This is a genomic window from Streptomyces sp. NPDC058308 (assembly GCF_042880275.1).
Classification (GTDB): Bacteria; Actinomycetota; Actinomycetes; order Streptomycetales; family Streptomycetaceae; genus Streptomyces.
On sequence record NZ_JBHVZA010000015.1, the window covers coordinates 141,876 to 161,630 of the forward strand.

The 19,755-nt window shown below is 74.0% G+C and carries 18 protein-coding genes and 1 pseudogene; 6 read left to right on the forward strand and 13 right to left on the reverse strand.

Annotated features, from left to right (window positions below; all coding sequences use genetic code 11):
• Positions 1-127: 127 nt before the first annotated feature.
• The 4 genes and pseudogenes from ACFVYL_RS21575 to ACFVYL_RS21590 all read right to left on the reverse strand — a co-directional run.
• Positions 128-334 (reverse strand): annotated as a pseudogene (locus ACFVYL_RS21575) (sigma factor); the annotation flags it as partial.
• Positions 335-525: 191 nt separating this feature from the next.
• Complete coding sequence (locus ACFVYL_RS21580; protein WP_389718460.1) at positions 526-1,005, reverse strand: hypothetical protein; 480 nt, start codon at positions 1,003-1,005, stop codon at positions 526-528.
• Positions 1,006-1,281: 276 nt separating this feature from the next.
• Positions 1,282-1,968 (reverse strand): ribonuclease H, encoded by a 687-nt coding sequence (locus ACFVYL_RS21585; RefSeq protein ID WP_389718461.1) that lies wholly within the window; start codon positions 1,966-1,968, stop codon positions 1,282-1,284.
• A gap of 194 nt (positions 1,969-2,162) precedes the next feature.
• Positions 2,163-2,891, reverse strand: a complete 729-nt coding sequence (locus ACFVYL_RS21590) for an MgtC/SapB family protein (RefSeq protein WP_389718644.1) — start codon at positions 2,889-2,891, stop codon at positions 2,163-2,165.
• 253 nt (positions 2,892-3,144) lie between these two features.
• On the opposite strand from ACFVYL_RS21590, the gene ACFVYL_RS21595 reads away from it, so the two are divergent.
• Complete coding sequence (locus ACFVYL_RS21595) at positions 3,145-4,041, forward strand: alpha/beta hydrolase family protein (RefSeq protein ID WP_389718464.1); 897 nt, start codon at positions 3,145-3,147, stop codon at positions 4,039-4,041.
• Positions 4,042-4,191: 150 nt separating this feature from the next.
• Positions 4,192-6,822 carry a LuxR C-terminal-related transcriptional regulator gene (locus ACFVYL_RS21600; RefSeq protein WP_389718467.1) on the forward strand — a complete coding sequence of 877 codons (2,631 nt, stop codon included), beginning with the start codon at positions 4,192-4,194 and terminating at the stop codon, positions 6,820-6,822.
• 307 nt (positions 6,823-7,129) lie between these two features.
• Here ACFVYL_RS21600 and ACFVYL_RS21605 read toward each other — a convergent pair whose 3' ends face one another.
• Genes ACFVYL_RS21605 through ACFVYL_RS21615 form a run of 3 tightly spaced genes read right to left on the reverse strand, consistent with a single transcriptional unit; the run spans position 7,130 to position 9,399 of the window.
• Positions 7,130-7,693 (reverse strand): TetR/AcrR family transcriptional regulator, encoded by a 564-nt coding sequence (locus ACFVYL_RS21605; protein WP_389718469.1) that lies wholly within the window; start codon positions 7,691-7,693, stop codon positions 7,130-7,132.
• A gap of 22 nt (positions 7,694-7,715) precedes the next feature.
• Positions 7,716-9,149 (reverse strand): amidase, encoded by a 1,434-nt coding sequence (locus ACFVYL_RS21610; protein ID WP_389718472.1) that lies wholly within the window; start codon positions 9,147-9,149, stop codon positions 7,716-7,718.
• Complete coding sequence (locus ACFVYL_RS21615; protein WP_389718474.1) at positions 9,136-9,399, reverse strand: hypothetical protein; 264 nt, start codon at positions 9,397-9,399, stop codon at positions 9,136-9,138. Before ACFVYL_RS21615 ends, ACFVYL_RS21610 begins: the two co-directional genes overlap by 14 nt.
• Before the next feature lie 194 nt (positions 9,400-9,593).
• Here ACFVYL_RS21615 and ACFVYL_RS21620 point away from each other — a divergent pair, with 194 nt between their 5' ends.
• Together ACFVYL_RS21620 and ACFVYL_RS21625 are read left to right on the forward strand one after the other, a co-directional pair.
• On the forward strand, positions 9,594-10,565 hold the full coding sequence (locus ACFVYL_RS21620; RefSeq protein WP_389718477.1) for an MBL fold metallo-hydrolase: 972 nt from the start codon (positions 9,594-9,596) through the stop codon (positions 10,563-10,565).
• A 133-nt stretch (positions 10,566-10,698) separates the two neighbouring features.
• Entirely contained in the window at positions 10,699-12,204 is a 1,506-nt protein-coding gene (locus tag ACFVYL_RS21625; protein WP_389718480.1) for an SDR family oxidoreductase, read from the forward strand.
• 139 nt (positions 12,205-12,343) lie between these two features.
• Here the strand turns inward: ACFVYL_RS21625 and ACFVYL_RS21630 are convergent, their stop codons facing one another.
• The 6 genes from ACFVYL_RS21630 to ACFVYL_RS21655 all read right to left on the reverse strand — a co-directional run bounded on the left by ACFVYL_RS21630 (position 12,344) and on the right by ACFVYL_RS21655 (position 17,469).
• Entirely contained in the window at positions 12,344-13,132 is a 789-nt protein-coding gene (locus tag ACFVYL_RS21630; RefSeq protein ID WP_389718483.1) for a hypothetical protein, read from the reverse strand.
• Positions 13,129-14,064: an ABC transporter ATP-binding protein gene (locus ACFVYL_RS21635; RefSeq protein WP_389718485.1), complete on the reverse strand. Its 936-nt coding sequence runs from the start codon at positions 14,062-14,064 to the stop codon at positions 13,129-13,131. The genes ACFVYL_RS21630 and ACFVYL_RS21635 overlap by 4 nt, the downstream gene beginning before the upstream one ends.
• The gene (locus tag ACFVYL_RS21640) at positions 14,061-14,264 is read right to left on the reverse strand and encodes a hypothetical protein (RefSeq protein WP_389718488.1); all 204 of its coding nucleotides are present in this window, start codon (positions 14,262-14,264) and stop codon (positions 14,061-14,063) included. The genes ACFVYL_RS21635 and ACFVYL_RS21640 overlap by 4 nt, the downstream gene beginning before the upstream one ends.
• The gene (locus tag ACFVYL_RS21645) at positions 14,261-14,674 is read right to left on the reverse strand and encodes a hypothetical protein (RefSeq protein WP_389718491.1); all 414 of its coding nucleotides are present in this window, start codon (positions 14,672-14,674) and stop codon (positions 14,261-14,263) included. The genes ACFVYL_RS21640 and ACFVYL_RS21645 overlap by 4 nt, the downstream gene beginning before the upstream one ends.
• 235 nt (positions 14,675-14,909) lie before the next feature.
• Positions 14,910-15,761, reverse strand: coding sequence for a response regulator transcription factor (locus ACFVYL_RS21650; RefSeq protein ID WP_389718494.1), 852 nt, complete (start codon positions 15,759-15,761; stop codon positions 14,910-14,912).
• A gap of 250 nt (positions 15,762-16,011) precedes the next feature.
• Positions 16,012-17,469: a KR domain-containing protein gene (locus ACFVYL_RS21655; protein ID WP_389718496.1), complete on the reverse strand. Its 1,458-nt coding sequence runs from the start codon at positions 17,467-17,469 to the stop codon at positions 16,012-16,014.
• Between the two features lie 692 nt (positions 17,470-18,161).
• Here ACFVYL_RS21655 and ACFVYL_RS21660 point away from each other — a divergent pair.
• Together ACFVYL_RS21660 and ACFVYL_RS21665 are read left to right on the forward strand one after the other, a co-directional pair.
• Positions 18,162-19,028, forward strand: a complete 867-nt coding sequence (locus ACFVYL_RS21660) for a hypothetical protein (RefSeq protein ID WP_389718498.1) — start codon at positions 18,162-18,164, stop codon at positions 19,026-19,028.
• Positions 19,029-19,409: 381 nt separating this feature from the next.
• Positions 19,410-19,739 (forward strand): TcmI family type II polyketide cyclase, encoded by a 330-nt coding sequence (locus ACFVYL_RS21665; RefSeq protein WP_389718501.1) that lies wholly within the window; start codon positions 19,410-19,412, stop codon positions 19,737-19,739.
• The last annotated feature ends 16 nt before the right edge of the window (positions 19,740-19,755 follow it).

The window sequence follows — 19,755 nt, forward strand, 5'->3', positions numbered from 1 at the left end:
TGAGAGAGGGCCAACCCCTGTCCACTTCGGTAACTAGCCCGGTTTCTTCCGCCTATGGAGGGAAGGCCCACTGCATCCGCCTTGACGCGGACTTGGACCGCCTACGGAGCCGCTACCGCATGAGTGCCTTACCAAGGCAGAGGTTGGTGAGGACCTTGGTCAGCCATGCCTCGGGGGTTTCGATCCGTTCGTGGTCGGCCGCGTGCCAGCGCAGGTAGGTGTCCTGTACGGCGTCTTCGGCGTCGCCGGCGGAGCCGAGGAGGCGGTAGGCGATCGCCTCCAGTCGGCCTCTGGAGTTCTCGAACAGGTCGGCCTCGGGGGTGTTGAGCAACATCCGGCCAGGATCGGTTATTTGTGCAGGCCACGTCCACCTTTGAGGTGGCCGGAACCCGGCCCTGCGGGCTGTTCGTCGGGCCGGTCGAGGGTGCCGTGGAGGGGTGTGGGGCGGGCCTGGGTTGTTACCTGCAGGGGGTGCTTGTGCTGGTGGTGTGGATGCGTGCGCGGGTTGCCGGGCTCATGGCGCCCCTATGTCTTGCGTGACTCCACGCGGCTCATCACCAGGTTTGCCGCGATCCCGAGCAGGGTGGCCGCTGCTGAGGGCAGCCATGGATGGGTGGCGTGCAGTCCTGGGGTGAACTCCAGGACGAAGAGGGCGGCGAGAAACGTCGTCAGGCACGAGGTGAGCGCCTCCACCGCCTGCTTGGTCCGCTGTGTGGGCTGGTTGAGCCGCAGCAGCAGGCGCACCGGAGTGGTGAAGACACCTGCGAGCAGCCCGCAGGGCAGGCACAGCAGGGCGGCCCAGAGCAATGTGCTCACGCCGTCGAGTTCGATCACGTCGCTGAACGCGGCCGTGACGATGAGGACCATGAGCAGGAGGAAGAGCAGGACGAGGGCTGCGACGCCGAAGCTGAGGCAGGTGATTCCGGTTGCGGCAAGGATCTTTGCCTTGGTGCTGAGGGAATTCCACGTTGGTTCTTCCTCGTTTGGCGGGTGCTGCTTGCTCATCGCTCACTCCTTTCTTGTCGTGTCCGACCGTCCTGGCGACCGCCTCGCACAGGGAGGGCCGCCGGTCGGGGTCCGCGCTCGGGATGGATAAGGGGCCTACTTGATGAGGGGCCCACTTGATGAGGGGTCGATCGGCGTCGAGGAACGGCAGAGCCTGCTGCGCAGAGGTGGTCATGTGAGTACGGTGGCGGCCCCTGCCGGCGGCCCGTCTCGATGGCCGGGGGCGGGGGCAGGCCGCCGTCTCCGCCCGTGTCCGCGCGGGTGGTGCGGGGGGGGTCAGGCGCCGGTGGTCTCGCGGCATTCGACGTGGCCCCAGCCGTGGGGGTTCTTGGTGATCTTTTCGCCGGCTGCGTAGGGCTTTTGGCAGTGGCAGCGGCCGGGGAATTTGGCTTTGATGACCGCGCTCGAGGAGGACTTCCCGGCCCGGGCGGTGGCCTTCTTGGGGGCGGGGCGTGCGGTGGTGCGGTCCGGGCGTGGTTGGGGGATTTGCTGGGCGCCGTGTGCGGTGCCCGCGGGCTCCTGGGTCGTGGCGGCGTCGCTGGCTGCGACGTCGGCGATCGCGTTGAGGTGGTCGCCGTCCACCTGGTGGGCGGCTACGTGCCTAAACGTCACTGCGCGGTTGTGGAGCAGGGCGTCGATGCGTACGACGAGGTCTTTGTTGGCGACCGGCTTCTTCGCCGCGGTCAGCCAGCCGTTGCGCTTCCAGGAGGCGATCCATTTGGTGACGGCGTTCATGGCGTACTGGCTGTCCATGCGTACCTCGAGCGGCACGGTCGGGTCCGTGGCCTCCAGCAGCTCGGCCAGGGCGGTCAGTTCGGCCACGTTGTTCGTGGAGTGGCCCAGCGGGCCGGCCTCCCAGCGCTGGGGGCGGCCCTCGGCGTCGGCGACCACCCAGGCCCAGGCCGCGGGCCCGGGGTTCTTCTTCGCCGCTCCGTCGCAGGCGGCAATGATCAAGTCAGGCATTCCCCGATGATTTCATCCGGCGGCCGGCGGTCCGCACCCGGCGCCCGGGGCGCGGCGCCCGGGCCGGATCAGCTCCTTGCCTCACACGAGGTGTGAGGCAAGGAGCTGATCCGCGTCTGCCCGCGATACGTCGGGCGACACACGGACCGCCCGGTCGGCGCAGGGGGCATAGGGGCCCTGCGGGTGTGTGGTGGTCATTCGGTCGTGTCGGCCGGTGTGCCCAGGTCGACTTCGCTGATGCCCTCGATCCGTGTGAGTTTCTCCACCAGGTGGTGGCCCTGGGCTGTGCCCTGGAGTCTGAGGCGGGCCGCTGCCCGGCCGGGGGTTTCCTCGCGGGTGACCCGTACCGCGTCGACCCGGAAGCCCGCGCCGGTGGTCAGTTCCAGTACGCGGCCCAGCAGGCCCTGTGCGGTGTCGTAGGTGATGGTGAGCTGCAGCGCCTGGGGCCGGGGCTTGAGGGGGATGCGGTCGGTCAGGCGGGGCAGGCCTCGTACGACGAGGAAGTGCACGGCTGTCGCGGCGGCGGCCAGCAGGGGCAGGCCGCCGCCGCAGGCCATGCCGATGCCGCAGGTGAGCCAGATGGTCGCGGCGGTGGTGAGGCCTTGTACGGCGTCGCGTTTGACGAAGATCAGTCCGCCGCCGATGAAGCCGATGCCGGAGACGATCTGGGCGGCCACGCGGGAGGGGTCGAGGGAGGCTCCTTGGAGGTGTGCGGTGGCGGCGAAGCCGTGGATGGAGACTTCCATGAACAGGGCGCTGCCCACGCCGACCAGCATGTGGGTGCGCATGCCGGCGCTTTTCTGGCGTGCTTCGCGTTCCACGCCGATGAACAGTGACAGGACCAGGGCCAGGCCGAGTTCGGCGAACTGGCGGCCGCTCTGGCCCACGCTGGTGTCGAAGAGGGGGGCGGCGCTCGGCTGCAGCGCCTGACCGAGCGCCTGACCTGTGGACAACATGCCCTGATTGTCCCACTGTGGCGGGCTGGTGCGGGTGAGGGGGCGGGCGCGGGGGCGGGTCCGGTGTTTTCGTGGCGCCGGTGATTTCGCCGATGCCGGTGGGGTCTGGGCGGCGTCACGGTGGGGGCGCCGATGAACGATGAACACGGCGGTCTCCCACCGGGTGTGCCTTGTGGCGTGTGTCCTGAGGGGGGGCTGTCATGACCGAGAGGATCTCTCCGTGTCTGTGCATGCCTTCTCCCGCCCGGTGGTGCGGGCCTGTCTGGCCGTCGCGGTGGTCGCTGCCGGTCTTCTGGGGCCCGGTCTGGTGCCCGGCGCCCGGGCCGTGGCGGACAATCCCTATGAGCGCGGTCCCGCGCCGACGGTGGCCGGTATCGAGGCGCCGCGCGGCCCCTACGCCGTCTCGCAGACCAGCGTCTCCCGGCTCGGCGTGTCCGGTTTCGGCGGGGGCACGGTGTACTACCCGACGTCGACGGCGGACGGCACGTTCGGTGCGGTGGTCATCTCCCCGGGTTTCACCGCCTATCAGTCGAGCATCGCCTGGCTCGGGCCGCGGCTGGCCTCCCAGGGCTTCGTCGTCTTCACCATCGACACGCTCACCACCCTCGACCAGCCCGACAGCAGAGGGCGTCAACTCCTGTCGGCGCTGGACTACTTGACGAAGTCGAGTGCGGTGCGCGGCCGGATCGACGCGTCCCGGCTGGGCGTGATGGGGCATTCGATGGGCGGCGGCGGCACCCTGGAGGCGGCCAAGAGCCGCACGTCGCTGAAGGCGGCGATACCGCTGACCGGCTGGAACCTGGATACGACCTGGCCCGAACTGCGCACCCCCACCCTGGTGGTGGGCGCGGACGGGGACACCGTGGCCCCGGTGGCCACCCACTCCGAGCCGTTCTACCAGTCACTGCCCGCCTCGCTGGACAAGGCGTACCTGGAGCTCAACAACGCCACCCACATCACACCGAACTCGTCCAACACGACGATCGCGAAGTACAGCATCTCCTGGCTGAAGCGGTTCATCGACGACGACACCCGCTACGAGCAGTTCCTCTGCCCGCTGCCCAGGCCGAGCCTGACCATCGAGGAGTACCGGGGCAACTGCCCCCACACCTCCTGAACTTGACGGCCCCAGGAAGGGTGGGCGCGGGGTCTGCCGGGGGTGGGGGGTTGTGCCCGTGCACACCTGGGTGCGGGGGCTGGTGGTGGTGTGCCCAGTGCGGTGGGTGCGGGGCTTCCGGGCGGTGTTACGCGTGAGTAGCGTGCGGGCGTGGTCCTTCCGACGCCCCTCCCCCACGCGCCCGCCTCTCTGGAACTCTTCGGCCGCCGTACGGAAACGGCCGCCGTGCGGGCCCTGGTGGAGCGGGCGCGGGCGGGCCGGGGCGGTGTCCTCGTGCTGAGCGCGCCGCCCGGTCTGGGCCGCAGCGCGCTGGTGGAGTACGCGCGCACGCTCTGCGGTCCGCTCCCCTGGGTGCGGCCCGCGCTGCCGGCGGTGCCCGAGCAGCAGGGGCCGCTGCTGGTCTGCCTCGACGACGCGCACCGCTGGGATGCGGCGTCCCGGGCCGCTCTGGGCGCGCAGCTGCGCGCCCTGCCCGCCGCGAGGGCGGTGGCCGTGCTGGTGACCCTCGCCGAAGGGCGCACCGGGGCGCGGGAGTTCGCCGGGCCGGCGGCGGTGCGGCTGGCGCCGCTGGAGGAGAGCGCGGCCACCGCTCTGCTGGACCGGCTCACCCGGGGACGGGCCGATCCGGCCGTGGGGGCGTGGCTGGTGCGCGAGGCGGCGGGCAACCCCCGGCTGCTCACCTCCTACGCCGCGGCCCTCACCCCCGCCCAGCTGGCCGGGCGCGCCCGGCTGCCCGACCCCCTGCCCGGCGCGGAAGGCGTCCTGGAGGACTACGCGGCCCGCCTGGACGACCTGCCGGGCGCGGCCCGCACGCTGCTGCTGTTCGCCGCGGCGGCCACCGAGCACGAGGGGGAGGGCGCGGGCGCCGAACTCGCCCTGGTGCTGCGGGCCGGCGCCGACTCCGCAGGTCTCGCGCCCGCCGAGGCGGCCGGGGCCGTGCTCGGGGCGGGCGGGCGGGTCCACTTCCCCCAGCCGCTGCTGCGCGCAGCGGTACTGCGGTGCACGCCGCCGGCCCGGCGCCGGGCCGCCCACCTCCGCCTGGCCGGGGCGTGCCGTGATCATTACGCGCGGCTGGTCCAGCTCGCGTGTGCGGCGCAGGAGCTGGACGTACGCCTCGCCGGGCGCCTGACTGCCGCGGCGGCCCGGCGCCCGCACGCCGAGCGCTCCACCGCGCTGGCCCGCGCCGCGGCCCTGTCCGCCGGCACGGCCGCGCGCAGCGACCGGCTGGCCCAGGCGGCGGAGGCGGCCCGCCTTGCGGGGGATCCGGTGCGGGCGCGGGCGCTGCTGGCCCGTGCCGGGGCGGTCCCCGCGCACGGGGGGCTGCACCGGGTGCGCGGGCTGCTGGCCCTGGCCGACGGGCCGGTGGACGATGCCCGCCAGTTGCTGCTTGCCGCGGCCGGACTGCTGCCGTCCCATCAGGCCCGCGGCGCGCTGATGGGCGCGGCGGAAGCGGCGTGGGCGGCCGGTGACGCCGGCGCGTGCCGGGAGGCGATGACGCGGCTGGCGGTGTGCGCCGGCGACCCGCTTCTGGAGGCCTACCGGGCCGGGATGTGCGCGGTCCTCTCGGGCCGCACCGCGCAGGGGCACGCGCTGCTGCGCCGCTGCTTCGAGGGGCTGGCGGGGCTGGGGGATCCGGCCGGGCTGCTGCGTGCGGGGGCCGGGGCCCTGGTGGCCGGGGAGATCGGCATCGCCCGGGAGGCCGGGGCCCGGGCGCTGGCCGGGGCGCGCGCCCACAGCTTGGAGGTTCTCGTGCCGCGCGCCCTGGAACTCCTGGCCTACGCGGAGCTGCGTGCGGGCCGGCACACCGGCGCCCGCGCCCACGCGGCCGAAGGACTCGGAGCGGCGCAGCGGTTCGGGCAGGCCAACACCGCGGTCTGCCTGCACGCTGTTGCGGCGCTCGCCGCGTCCGTCGAGGGCGACGCCGAAGCCTGCGCCCTGCACGCGGCCGCCGCTGCGACGGGCGCGGGACCGCACGGCCTGGCACAGGCCGCCACTCTGGCCGGCTGGGCGCTCGCCCGCGCGGAGCTGGCCGCGGGAGGGTGGGCCGATGCCGCGGCGCGGCTCGCCCCGCTGGTCGCCCCGGGGCCGCGAGGCGGGCACTTCGCCGTCCGGATGCTGGCCGTGCCCTGCTTCGTGGAGGCGGCCGTCCAAGCCGGGCGGGCCGGACAGGCGCGGCGCGCCACGGCCGAGTTCGAGCGCTGGGCCCGGGCCACCGCGGACCCCCTCGCCGCGGCCCAACTGGCCCGCTGTCAGGCCCTGTTGGCCCCACCCCAGCAGGCGGGTGCGGCGTTCGAGCGGGCGCTCGCGCGGCACGAGGGGGTGCCGGGCGAGTTCGAGCGGGGCCGTACGCAGCTTCTGTACGGGCAGTGGCTGCGCCGCGGACGCCGTACCCGGCAGGCGCGTGAGCCGTTGCGTGATGCGCTGGTGGCCTTCGAGCGGTGCGGGGCGCGGGTCTGGGCGGAGCGCAGCCGGGGTGAGCTGCGGGCGGCGGGCGAGGCGGTGGCGGGCGAAACGGGAGCGGGAGCGGGCGGAGGGGGGCCCGGGTTGCTGGCGGCGCTGACTCCGCAGCAGCAGCGCATCGCGCGGCAGGTGGCCGAGGGCGCCACCAACCGGGAGGTGGCGGTGCGCCTTTCGGTGAGTCCCCGCACGGTGGATCACCATCTGCGCAATGTGTTCGCCGTGCTGGGTGTGCGGTCCCGCGTCGAGCTGTCGCGGCTGCTCGCCGGTGAGGGCGGAGGCGGGGTGTGGGGGCGGGAGGGGGAGGTGGCCGCGCGCTCGTAGGTGTCTCGGCGTCCAGATATGTCGGCCTCCGGTTGTGTCGGCCTCCAGGCATGTCGGTGTCCAGGTGTCGTGGTGACCAGGTGTCGTGGTGTCCCGGTGTCGTGGTTGCTGTGGTGTGCGCGTGGGGCGGATGAATTCCTTGACCAGGGACCAGGGGGCTTCCGGCAACCGCAGGAGTGGCTAGTGGCACATGGAGGCGTTTGCAGGCAGGTCCCGGTGCGGGGGCGGGGCGCCCCGCGGGGAGGGCGGGCCGGTGTCACCCCCACGCGCGCGCCTGACCCGGACACAGGGCTGCGGCGTGTCGGGGTCAGGTGCTCAGTACCTCGCTCACCAGCCGGCGTGCGTAGGCGGCGTCCTGGCCGCCCGGGCGGAAGAGGATGCGGTACATCATCGGTGCGACGACGTGGTCGAGGACCGTTTCGGTGCCGGGGGCGCTTTCCCCGCGGCCCGCCGCGCGGCCGAGGATGACGTCGATCTGCTCGGCCGCGTAGGCGGAGCACTGGCCCGCGTTGCTGCCGTCCGGGTCGCCGAGCAGGGCGTCGCGGATGTAGGCGCGGCCCGCCGGGGAGGACATTTCGTCGAGGAACTGCTCGGCCCAGGCCTGGAGGTCGGCCTCCAGGGTGCCCCGGTCCTCCGGCGGCGCCTCGGGGCGCAGGTGCTCGACGGCCACGTCCGACAGGAGTGCCTGCAGATCGCCCCAGCGGCGGTAGACCGTCGAGGGAGTGACGTCGGCGCGGGCGGCGATCTGGGGCACGGTCAGGGCGTCGCGGCCCACCTCCGCCGCGAGTTCGCGTACGGCGGTGTGGACTGCTTCCTGGACACGGGCGCTGCGGCCGCCGGGGCGTGCCATCGGTCTACGGCTCACGGGCATCACCTTAGAGCGGATCTGACTGTCAGCGGGCCGCGCGGGGCGCCGGGCCTGCGGGGACGGCGGCCTGCGGGGTGGGGAGGGGCGGGGTGCGGCCCGCGGCGGGGGCGCTCTGTTCGTAGGCGTGGCCCACCTGCACCAGGGCGGCTTCGGCGCGGGGTCGGGCCAGCAGTTGCATGCCGATGGGCAGGCCCGCGCCGTCGTGGCCGACCGGCAGTGACAGGGCCGGCAGGCCGGTGATGTCGGCGGGGGCGGAGAGGCGGACGTAGGCGTCGGAGACGCTTTCGTGGGTGCCGTCGGCCCAGGTGAGGCTCTCCTGGCCGGTGGGGGCGGCGGTCGTGGGAACGGTGGGGGCGGCGATCACGTCGACGTGGCCGAACAGGCGCAGCCAGGCCTGGTGCATGAGGGTGCGGGCCCGCCGGGCGCGCAGGTAGTCGCCGGCGGGCATCAGTTCGCCGGCCTCCAGCAGGATGCGGATGTCGGGCCCGTATTGTTCGGGGGCCGAGCGCAGCATCTGCTCGTGGTAGGCGGTGGCTTCGGGGACCATCAGGCCCCACTGGGTGGCCTGGATGTAGCGGGTCATGGGGATGTCGACCTCGACGAGGGTGGCGCCGAGACTCTGCAGGTGGGTGATGGCGGCGCGGACCGCGGTGTCGACCTGGGGGGTGACGCGGTCGAAGTAGTAGGTGCGGGGGACGCCGACGCGTACTCCTGTCAGGTCCGTGTCGGGGGTGGGCCGGTAGTCGGCGGGAGCCAGCGGCGGGCGGGCGCCGTGGGGGCCGGCCAGGACGTTCAGGGCCAGGGCCGCGTCCTGGACGGTGCGGGTCAGGGGGCCGACGTGGTCCAGGGACCAGGACAGGGACGTCACGCCGTGCCGGGGGACGAGGCCGTAGGTGGGCTTGAGGCCGACGACGCCGTTCAGGGCGGCCGGCACGCGGATCGATCCGCCGGTGTCGGTCCCCAGGGCGAAGGCCGCCGAGCCCGCCGCGACGGCGACGGCCGAGCCGCCGCTTGACCCGCCGGCCACCCGTGCCGGGTCCCAGGCGTTGCGGGTCTGGGGAGTGGTCAGCCCGTAGGCGAACTCGTGGGTGTGGGTCTTGCCCAGCAGCGCGGTGCCGGCTGCGGCCAGGCGGGCCGCGACCGTGCTGTCGGCCTGCGCCCGGTGACCGGTGCGGGCCCTGGAACTCGCCGTGGTCGCCAGGCCCTCGACGTCGATCAGGTCCTTCAGCGCCACGGGGATGCCGTGCAGGGGGCCTCGGAAGTGACCGGCGGCCGCTTCGTGTTCGGCTGCGCGCGCCGCGTCGCGGGCCCGCTCGGCCGTCACGGTGACGTAGGCGTTGAGGTCCGGCTCGGTCTGCTCGATCCGCTCCAGTACCGAGTCCACCAGTTCTACGGGGGACAGTTGCCGCGTCCGTATCTGGTGTGCGGCGGCGGTGAGGGTCAGTTCATACGGCTGCACGGTGCGGCTCCTCTTCGGCGTACGGCTTCTCTTCGGCGTACGGCTCTTCTCCGGCGTAGGGCTCTTCTTCGGCGGGGAAGGGGGTGGGCGGGGTGTCGGCGAAGTCGAGTTCGCGCAGGACGGCGACGACGGAGTGGATGTGGTTGGCGGTGGCGGCCACTGCCTCGTGCCGGTCGTCGGGCAGCAGGAGTCCGGTGCGGGCCGCCCAGTGGGCGGCCTGGGGTGGGGTCAGTTCTTCAGCGGCGGGCATGCGGGGGCCTCTTCTGGCTGTCGGGGGCGGGCGGAGTGCTGCGGGGCGGGGGCGCGTCCACCCGCCGCACTAAAAGCTAACTGTTTGCGTTAGGCCACGGTAGGCCCTACGCTCACTTAACGCAAACAGTTAGCTTTTAGTGGTTCACGTAAGGGCGGCCTCCCGCCCCAAGCACCCCGGAAAGGGCCACCGACATGCAGACACCCCAGTCCCAGCAGCCTCAGGCCCCGCAGACACCCCCGCACGCCCCCGCCGGCCCGCCCCCCGCACCAGCCCCCCACTGGAGCGTCGGCGACATCACCGTGCACCGCATCGACGAGACACCGCTGCCGCCGGCGACCGGACCCTGGCTGCTGCCCGGCGCCAGCGCCGGCGTGGTCGCCGGACAGGACTGGCTGCACCCCGACTTCGCCGACAGCGCGGGCACCCTGCGCCTGGACAGCCACAGCTTCGCGCTCACCCTGGGCACCCTGCGGGTGCTCGTCGACACCGGCATCGGCAACGGCAAGACCCGCGCGAACCCCGCCTGGCACGGCCTGCACACCGACTACCTCCAGCGCCTGACCGAGGCCGGGTTCCCCCCGGACTCCGTCGACCTGGTCGTCCTCACCCACCTGCACACCGACCACGTCGGCTGGAACACCCGGGAAGCGGACGGCGCGTGGGTGCCCACCTTCCCCAACGCCCGCTACCTCGTCTCCCGCACCGAGCGCGAGTTCTGGGCCGCCCAGAGCATGGACGAGCCGCGCCGGCAGATGTTCCGCGACTCCGTGCACCCCGTCGAGGACGCCGGACTGCTCGACCTCCTCGACATCGCGGAGCAGGGCAGCGACATCGCCCCGGGCCTGCGCCTGGTGCCCGCCCCCGGCCACACCCCCGGCCACCTCGCCGTCCAGCTGAGCAGCCGCGGCGCGACAGCCGTCATCACCGGCGACGCGATCCACCACCCCGTCCAGCTCCCCCACCCCCACCTCTCCAGCTGCGCCGACACCGACCCCCTCCAGGCCGAAGCCTCCCGGCGCGCCCTGCTCGCCTCCCTCGCCGGCACCTCCACCCTCCTGCTGGGCACCCACTTCCCCCACCCCACCGCCGGCCGGGTCCACGCCCACGACGGCGCCTACCGGCTGGTCCCCGTACCGCCCGCACACCCCGCACCCGGCCCGTGACACCCCGGCGGCCGCACACGGAAACCGGGCGGGGCCGGCCGGCGCCTGTCGCGGCGCGGGCCGCAGCGGGTGAGACTTGCCCCGTAAGGAGCAGCCCGCTCCCCCGGACCCCGACCACGAGGCGGCAGCGCACGTGAGCGACAGCCAGGACGCCCCCCGGCCCGGCCGGCACATCCTCGTGACCGGCGCCACGGGCTACATCGGCGGCCGCCTGGTCCCCGAACTGCTGGCGGCGGGCCACCGGGTGCGGTGCCTGGCCCGCACCCCCAAGAAACTGCGCGACCACCCCTGGGCCGGACAGGTGGACATCGTCCAGGGCGACGTGAGCGACCCGCAGTCCCTGGCCCGCGCCCTGCACGGCATCGACGTGGCCTACTACCTGGTGCACGCCCTGAACTCCGGGACCGGCTTCGAGGACACCGACCGGCGCGCGGCCACCTCCTTCGCCGAACAGGCCCACGCGGCCGCCGTGGAGCGCATCGTCTACCTCGGCGGACTCACCCCCGCCGGCGTGCCCGAGAAGGAACTCTCACCGCACCTGCGCTCGCGCGCCGAAGTCGGCCACATCTTCCTCGCCTCCCCCGTCCCCAGCATCGTCCTGCGCGCGGCGGTCATCATCGGCTCGGGCTCCGCCTCCTTCGAGATGCTGCGCTACCTCACCGAACGCCTGCCGGTCATGGTGACGCCCAGCTGGGTGCGCACCCGCATCCAGCCGATCGCGGTCCGCGACGTGCTGCGCTACCTCGTCGCCTGCGCCCGCCTGCCCGACACCCTCAACCGCGGCTTCGACATCGGCGGCCCGGACGTCATGACCTACCGCGACATGATGCGCACCTACGCCGACGCCGCCGGCCTGCGCCACCGCCTGATCGTGCCCGTCCCCCTGCTCACCCCCTCGCTCTCCAGCTACTGGGTCGGCCTGGTCACCCCCGTACCCCGCGGCATCGCCCGCCCGCTGGCCCAGTCCCTGCGCCACGAAGTCGTCTGCCAGGAACACGACATCGCCGGCTACGTGCCCGACGGCCCCGACCGCCCCCTGCCCTTCCGCCGGGCCCTGCAGCTGGCCCTGCGCCGCATCCAGGACGCCCAGGTCACCACCCGCTGGTCCTCGGCCGCCCTGCCCGGAGCCCCCAGCGACCCACTGCCCACCGACCCCGACTGGGCCGGCGGCAGCCTCTACACCGACCACCGCCGGCTGAGCGTGGACGCCTCCCCCGCACAGCTGTGGCGGGTCATCGAAGGCATCGGCGGCGACAACGGCTGGTACTCCTCCCCCCTGGCCTGGGCCGCACGCGGCTGGCTCGACCGGCTCGTGGGCGGCGTCGGCCTGCGCCGCGGCCGCCGCGACGCCCACCACCTGCGCGTCGGCGACTCCCTGGACTTCTGGCGCGTGGAGGAGATCGAGACGGGCCGGCTCCTGCGCCTGCGCGCCGAGATGCGGCTGCCCGGACTGGCCTGGCTGGAGATGTACGTGGAGCAGGACGGGCCGGGCCGCGCCCGCTACCACCAGCGCGCCCTCTTCCACCCCCGCGGACTGTCCGGCCACGCCTACTGGTGGTCGGTCGCCCCCTTCCACGCCCTGGTCTTCGGCGGCATGGCACGCAACATCGCCAAAGCGGCCGGCCGGGAGAGCGCCTGACCCGCCGGCACCCCGCCGGTGGACCCGGTGTGTGAGAGTGCGGCCAGGAGCCGCAGTTTCCCGTCGCTACCGCTGTCCTTGTCGGGTCCGGGGATTCCCGTCCTGACTTGTGCCAACCGGGCGCGGGCGGGCCGGGTCCCTATTCCAGGACCCGCTCCGCCCGGAAAACCAGCGGCATCAGCACGAGCAGCACGGCCGTCAGCACCAGAGTGCCGCTCACGTACCAGCCGGTCACCGTCGTGTACGCGTCGGGCGCCAGGCTGCCGGCCGTCGTCGCTCCCAGGGCCGGGAGCAGGGCCAGGGCCCGCGCGAGGCCACCGCCGAGTCCCGCGGTCGGCCGCAGTCCGGCAGGCCAGCGAAAGCCGACGAACACGGTGGCGGACGCGGCCCACAGCACGGAGGCGGCCGGGACCAGCAGCCCCAACAGCAGGTATCCGGCGCTGAGATGGACACTGCTGCCGCCCAGCGCCAGGGCCAGCCAGGCGAGTCCGGTGAAACCGACTACGAGCACGAGCCAGGACAGCGCCCCGGTGATCAGCGCGCACGCCGTGTAGGCGAGGTACACCGAGCGCAGGCGGACCGGCGCGGCGAGCAGCGCCTCCATGGAGCCGCCCGCCAGGTCCCCGGAGACGACGGCGCGGCTGACCGCGCCCGTGATCAGCGCGGCGGCCACCCCGAGCAGCGTGGGCGCGGCGAGCAGCGCGGTACTCAGCGCGCGGGCGGTGGCGGAGTGCAGGCCGGCCACGGCGACCAGGCCGTTGTCGGCGGCGGCGAGTTCTCCGTGGACCGCGTCGGGGAAGACGTGCGGCAGCACGAGCAGCAGGGCGACCAGACCCGTACCGGCGGCCGCGGGGACGAGCAGGGCCTGGCGGCCCTGGTGGCGCCAGGTGCGCACCAGGAGGGCGCCGAGAAGTCCGCCGGTGGTCATGAGGAATCGTCCAGGAGTTGGTGGAGGGCGGTTTCCATGGCGGCGCTCCACGTGCCGGTCCCGGTGCCGTCGGTCTCGGCTTCGGCGGTGCCGGTCGTGCCTGTGGAGGCGGGGCGTACGTCGGTGACGGCGACGCCGTCGGCGACGAGCCCGGCGATGTGCTCACCGATCGTCGTGCCCTGCCCGAGCTCGGCCCGTTCCCAGCCGCCACCACCACCGCCACCGCCACCGCCGCGCGACGTGCGCAGGTCGTACGCGCAGGGCGACTCGGTCCGCTCCGGGGCTCCCGTCACCGGCAGTGCGGTGAGCGCCCCGCCCTTGAGGATCAGCAGTTGTGAGGCGAGCGTCAGCGCCTCGGGGACGCTGTGCGTGGAGTAGAGGACGGTCTTGTCCGCGCCCCAGGAACGTACCAACGCGCGCGTGTGCCCGGCGCTGACCGGGTCGAGCCCCGTCATGGGCTCGTCGAGCAGCAGGACGTGCGGGTCGGTCAGGGTGAGCCTGGCCAGGTCGGCCCGCTGGAGCTGGCCCCTGCTCAGCCGGGCGGTACGCCGCTCGAGCAGCCGCTCGATGTCGAACCGCCCGGCCGCCTCCCGTATCCGCGCGACGCGCCGCGCCCCGTCAAGACCCTGCACCCGGGCCCAGAACTCCAAGTTGTCCCGCACGCTCAACTGCGGGCTGAGCGCCGCGCGGTGGGTCAGCACGCCGATCGCGCGCTTCGCCTCGCGGTGGGCGGCCAGGTCGGCGCCGCCCAGGAACACCCGCCCCGCGAGCGGCGGCAGAATACCGGCCAGGACCCGCATGAGCGTGGTCTTCCCGGCGCCGTTGCGCCCGAGCAGGACGTGCACGCCGGGGGTGAGTTCCGTGTCGATGGGGCCGAGCACAGGGCGTTTGCGGTACCCGGCGACGACCCCGTCCAGGCGTACTCCCGTCACGGCGCGTCGAAGAGGGCGGCGTGCTGCTCGGCCGTCAGCTCGCTCTCCTCGGCGCGGCGCAGCAGCGACAGGTGCCGGCCCGCCTTGCACATGCCCAGCCGGCGCGGACCGAGCCGGAGGGTGGTCACCGAGGCGCCGGGCACCCACTTCCCCCAGAAGACGTGGCCCTTGCCGCACGCGATGAGGGTGTCCGCGGTCATGTGTGTCTCTCCTTCAGCCGAGGTGGGGGGTGGGGGCCGGTTCTCTGTCGGGTTCGCTGCCGGCTCTCGGTTTCACCGGCGTCCCCGGCTTTGTGCGGCACACGGGCCGTGGGCTCCACGCGGTCCATGAGCTCCACGCGGCCCGGCGGCGCGGCGACCGCGGCGGAACCGGTCATGACCGGGGCGAAGCTCCACAGGCCTATGGACGCGATGACGGCGCCGTACAGCAGCACATCCAGACAAAAGACCAGCTTCCGCCAGCGCTCCGGGCCGATCAGCAGTGCGACGATCACCAGCTCAATGATGATCGCACCCCAGGTCACCGCGCTGACCAGCAGGCCGTTTCCGGACATTTTCAGCAGCGGTGGCGCAAAGGGCTCGGCGACCCCGAAGACCGGGTCGCGCAGCACGTACTACGCGGCTGAACCGTTCAGCCAGTCCGGCGCCGAACTTGCCGATGCGGTCACTCGAGTAGATGCGTATGCCGGTAACGAGGGTGCGCAAAATCGCCGTGATGTCCTCCACCGTGGCCGGTTCTTTGCCCCCATCGCAGCGGGATCTCGTAGGCGACCCACTCGCCCGGCGTGTAACCGCTCGCTTCGCCCACCACGACGCGAATGGCTTCAGCGGGTGCAGCTGCGGCCCTCACCCCTCCAGCGCGGGACACAGGGCCAGCGCCGGGACGGTGAGGCGGTAGCCCACCCCGCGGACCGTCTCGATCCAGTGCGGCGAGCCGAGCTTGCCGCGCAGCGAGCCGACATGGACATCCAGGGTGCGGGTGGAGCCGAACCAGTTCTCGTCCCACACCCGGGCCATGATCTCCTCGCGGCGCAGCACCGTGCCGGGCTCCTCCAGCAACATCGCCAGCAGGTCGAACTCCTTGCGGGTGACGCGCACCTCGTCGTCGCAGAGGTGGACCTTGCGGGTGCGCACATCCAGCCTGAGCGGTCCCGCGCACAGGTGGCGCTGCTCGTCGCGGGGCTGCTCCACGGGTCCGGGCCAGGGCACGGGGTCGGGCTCGGGGGCCTCCTCGGAACCGGGGTCGGGGGCGCTCTGCAGCGGTGCGCGGCGCTGGGCGGGCACGATGGGCGCGGCCGCCGGCAGCGGCCCGCCGGCCGCGGCGGCCGTGTCGTGGCGCAGGCAGCCGGCGCTGCGGCGCAGCACCGCCCCGATGCGGGCGAGGAGTTCGTAGCGCCCGAAGGGCTTGGGGACGAAGTCGTCGGCCCCGGAGTTCAGGGCCAGCACCTGGTCCAGTTCGTGGTGGCTGCCGCTGAGCACGATGATCGGTACGCAGGACTGCTCCCGGATGCGCCGGCACACCTCGTGTCCGGCCAGGTCGGGCAGGATCAGGTCGAGCAGCACCAGGTCGGCGTCGGGCAGTTGCTCCAGTGCGTCGCTTCCGGTGCGGGTGTGCTGGGTGGTGTAGCCGTGCATGCCCAGCATCTGCCGGAGTGCCTCGGCCATTCCGTCGTCGTCCTCGACGATCAGTACGTTCATGAATCTCGCAGGCCTTCCCGAGGAGTCCGTGGGTGGGACGGAGAGCCCCGAGCCTTGCGAGGGGGCCCGCGCAGCGTCAACGCGTGCCGGCGGGCGGGAGCAAGACGGGGGCGGGAAGGGGGGATTCCTGCCCGCCTCCTGCCATGGCGGGGGCGGGCGGCGGGGGGTCCTGTCACGGGATAGTCAGGGCAGGGGGCAGACCTTGTCATAGGACTGGGAGAGCGGGCGGGGCCGGGGCCCGCGGCCGGGCTCAGTGCGCGGCAGGGGCGCAGGGGGACAGTTCGCCGCTCCCGCCCGCCAGGGCCCGGGTCAGCGCGTCCGGCAGGCCGGTGCCGGCGGGCCGGTGGAGTGTGACCGTGACGCAGGCGCCGTGGCGCAGGCCGGCGCCGGCCAGGCGGGCGCGTTCGGCGGCCAGGGCGTCCAGGGCGCGGCCCACCGTGGCCGGCAGCGCGGCGCCGGCCACGGGGAGAGGGGCGCCGGCCGGGAGGGTCAGCGCGAAGAAGTCCAGGGGCAGTTCGGCGGTGGCGCGGTCCAGGTGGCCGGCGCCGGTCACGGCGTCGGCCAGGACGTGAGCGGCGGTCGCGGCCGACAGGGCGGCCAGGGGGCGGTGCTCGCCGTGGCCGGGGCAGTGCACCACCCCGTCCAGGCCCTTGAAGCGGTCCAGCGCGGTGCGTACGGCGGCGTGGACGTCGTCGGCGCGGGAGGGGCGGCCGGTCACGGTCACGATGCCAGCATCGGCCGGCACCGGGCCGCCCGCCGGTCCCAGCAGCACGATCCGGGCCCGGTGGCGGCGGGCCAGGGACAGCGCCAGGCGGGTGCCGGTGCCCGAGCCGGTGTCGGTGAGCAGATAGCGGCCGCCGCCGCGCAGGGCGGCCCGCGGCGCACCGCGCCCCGGGGCCGGTGCCGGTGCCGGTGTCTGGTCCGGGGTGGTGTACGGGGCGCGGACCTGGCGGCCGGTGGCCGTGTAGCGGACCTCGGCCAGTTCGGGCCGGGGCAGGGCGAGTTCGGCCAGCGCGAGGCGGAAGGGGTCTTCGGCCCCGGACGGCAGGGCCTGCACGGCGAGGCAGAGGGCGTGGACGCGGCCGTCCTCGGCACCGGCCTGCTGGGCCAGCGCGCCGAGCGCGGCGGCCAGTTCGGGGCGGGCACGGCCGGTGACGAGGAAGGCCAGGCGCACCGGGGTGGAGTGGGTGGCGCGGCCCAGGGCGTGCAGGGCCGGCAGGGTCAGTTCGGCGGCGCGTTCGGGGCTCGTGGTGGCGGCGGGCAGGTCGAAGACGAGGGCGTGCGGGGGGTGGCCGGCCCGGTGCAGGGCGGTGAGGTAGGCGCTCCAGGACGGGGCGTCGGTGGTCACGTCGCGGCCCACGCGGGCGGTGCGGATGCCCAGGGGGGCCCAGGCGCGGCCGGTGTCACGGCCGTCGACCACCAGCAGGCTGCGTTCGGGGCCGAGGGCGGGTATGCGGGGTGGGCGCAGGGGGGCCGCGGCCCAGGTCGGGGTGGGGTGGGCCGGGCGGGCGGGCTCGGGGCGGTGGGCCTGCTGCGGGGCGGGCGGGCCGGCGGTGGCGGAACGCTGGGGCTGCTGCGACGCAGACGAACCGGGCGCGCCAGAACGCTGAGCCCGCTGCGGCACAGGCGAACCGGGCGCGCCAGAAGGCTGAGCCCGCTGCGGCGCAGGCAGACCGGCGGCGGCGGTGGTGAGGGCACTGCCGTTCATCGCGTCCACCCCGTCGTCGTGAATTTCCGTGCCCGCGCCCGCCGGCGGGCCACGGACCGCTGCTGTTTCCCGGCCCGGGGGCCAGGGGACCGTTCTTGGCGCCCCAGCATGGGTCAGGGCGCGCCAGCGCAGCGCCAGGGGCGGGTCAGCTGGAGTGCACCGGCGGGCCAACACTGTGCGGTCCCGGGCCGATCGGGGCGTCCTTGTGGGAGGGGTGGCCGTGGTGGGCGGGGGCACTCCAGTGGCTCTCTTGGCATGGCTCTGGCATGGCGCTGGCACGCGATTCCTTACGGTGGCCGAAATCCCGCCCCCGTACGCGGTCGCGTTCGAAGGCAGGTGCCGGGCCGGCCGGTCAGCCGGTCCGGTGCACTGTCCCGGGCGCCTCCGCGCACCGGGGACGGGGAGCACGCAGGAGCTGTCCGCGCGGCACGGCGGGGGCGGCAGGTGATCCGGAGCGTGAGGGTGCGGGGCGGGGCGGGACACCGGGGCGGGCGAAGGGCGGGCGAACCCTTCGGCGCACGGGGCCTCCCCTTCCGTGTGACCGCGTCCTTTGCTTTTTCCTTTTCCGGTCCCTGGGTGCGTACGTGTTTTGCGTATGTCGTTTGTATACGGCGTTTGTGTGCGGCCGGGCCTCCCTCTCTTTTTGCACGGCGGCGGGGTGTGGCGGCGCGCGAGACTACGGGGGAATACAGATGAACCAGCGTGAACTGCAAGCGACCGTCACCCGGACCCGGTGCGAGGGGGCCCACTGCGGGCCCGGCCGGGACGGGGCCGCGGCGGTCGAGGGGCTGCGGCTGTGCCCGGGCTGTCTGCGGCTGCTGGCCCGCAGCCTGCGGGAACTGCCCGCCCTGTACGAGGAGTTGGTGCACCGGCTCGGCGGGGGCGGCGGGCTGGGGGTCCGTGAGCGGGTCAGCGGGAACCCGACGCTGCCGGGGATGCCGTTCAACGAGGCGGCCGCCGAGGTGCGCACCTCGATCGTGACGACGCTGGGTTCGTGGGCCGGGCTGGTCAGCGCCCAGCGCCGGGTGCCCGCGCCCGAGCGCAGCGTCTCCCGGCTCGCCGCGTTCCTGCTGCTGCACGGCGACTGGCTGGCCGCGCATCCGGCGGCCACCGACGCGGCCGGGGAGATCGCCCGTCTGGCGGCGGCCGCGCGCCGGGTGGGCCGGGGCACGCCCGTGCGGCGGGTGCGGGTCGGGCCGTGTGTGGCCGAGGGCTGCGCCGGCACGCTGGTCGCCGACTTCCGCGGGGCGGGCACGCAGGCGTGCACGGCGATCCGCTGCGAGGCCGATCCCGAACACGCCTGGCCGGGCGAGCTGTGGACGGAGCTGCGGCGCGCCCTGTGCGGTCAGGGCGAGCGGTGGCTGAGCGCGGGGGACGTGGCGCGGCTGTGGTCGGTGTCCACCGGCACGGTCTACCGCCTGGCCAGCGAGCAGCGCTGGCGGCGGCGCAGCCGGGCGGGGCGGACCTCGTACGCGGAGTCCGATGTGCACGCGTGTTTCACGCGCCGTCGCGCGGTCCGCTCCCCCGGTGCGGTGCCGGCCGCCGGGCAGGGCGGCTGAACCAGCAGGGGCGCACGGTCGCCGCGGCGAGCCGGAGGGCCCGGGGGGCTGTTGCAACGGGCCGAAGAGCGAGGGCTGTTGCAGCGGGTCTGAAATTCTCTGAAGAATTTCTGACGGAGTTCTGCACTTCTTCCCATTGAAATTCGGGCACCGACCGAAGAAGGTATGGGGCAGAGTCCGGTGAACTGTCCCCGGGCCCCGCCGAATTCAGCGGCGCGCCGGCCGCCGCGGCATGTCCGGCACTTTCCCCGCGGGCCGTATGCACGGCCCTGGCGGGACTTCACCCCATGAGCCCGCCCCACGCCCCCCTCCGCTCTTTCGCGGCGGCGGGGCGGGGCCGGCTCACGCACCACATTTCCTTCCACCAACGGGAGACAGCCGATGCACAGCACTTTGATCGTGGCGCGCATGGACCCCGGCTCAGGCGGTGACGTGGCACGGATCTTCGGGGAGTTCGACCACACCGGGATGCCCGACCTGATGGGCACCCGGCGCCGGCAGCTCTTCGCCTACCGCGGCCTCTACTTCCACCTGCAGGACTTCGACTCCGACCAGGGCGGCGAGGCGATCGAGGAGGCCAGGACCCACCCGCTGTTCGTGAAGATCAGCGACGACCTCAAGCCGTACATCGGGGCCTACGACCCGCAGACCTGGCGCTCGCCCGCGGATGCGATGGCCGAGCGTTTCTACCACTGGACCCGGTCTTCGTGACGTTTTTCCCCCGGAA

Coding starts and splice junctions, on each gene's coding strand:
- ACFVYL_RS21615 (WP_389718474.1), bottom strand. CDS start 9,399: ATGCCCGCCGCTGAAGAACTGACCCCACCCCAGGCCGCCCACTGGGCG.
- ACFVYL_RS21640 (WP_389718488.1), bottom strand. CDS start 14,264: ATGACCGCGGACACCCTCATCGCGTGCGGCAAGGGCCACGTCTTCTGG.
- ACFVYL_RS21605 (WP_389718469.1), bottom strand. CDS start 7,693: ATGCCCGTGAGCCGTAGACCGATGGCACGCCCCGGCGGCCGCAGCGCC.
- ACFVYL_RS21650 (WP_389718494.1), bottom strand. CDS start 15,761: ATGAACGTACTGATCGTCGAGGACGACGACGGAATGGCCGAGGCACTC.
- ACFVYL_RS21655 (WP_389718496.1), bottom strand. CDS start 17,469: ATGAACGGCAGTGCCCTCACCACCGCCGCCGCCGGTCTGCCTGCGCCG.
- ACFVYL_RS21620 (WP_389718477.1), top strand. CDS start 9,594: ATGCAGACACCCCAGTCCCAGCAGCCTCAGGCCCCGCAGACACCCCCG.
- ACFVYL_RS21660 (WP_389718498.1), top strand. CDS start 18,162: ATGAACCAGCGTGAACTGCAAGCGACCGTCACCCGGACCCGGTGCGAG.
- ACFVYL_RS21580 (WP_389718460.1), bottom strand. CDS start 1,005: ATGAGCAAGCAGCACCCGCCAAACGAGGAAGAACCAACGTGGAATTCC.
- ACFVYL_RS21630 (WP_389718483.1), bottom strand. CDS start 13,132: ATGACCACCGGCGGACTTCTCGGCGCCCTCCTGGTGCGCACCTGGCGC.
- ACFVYL_RS21585 (WP_389718461.1), bottom strand. CDS start 1,968: ATGCCTGACTTGATCATTGCCGCCTGCGACGGAGCGGCGAAGAAGAAC.
- ACFVYL_RS21665 (WP_389718501.1), top strand. CDS start 19,410: ATGCACAGCACTTTGATCGTGGCGCGCATGGACCCCGGCTCAGGCGGT.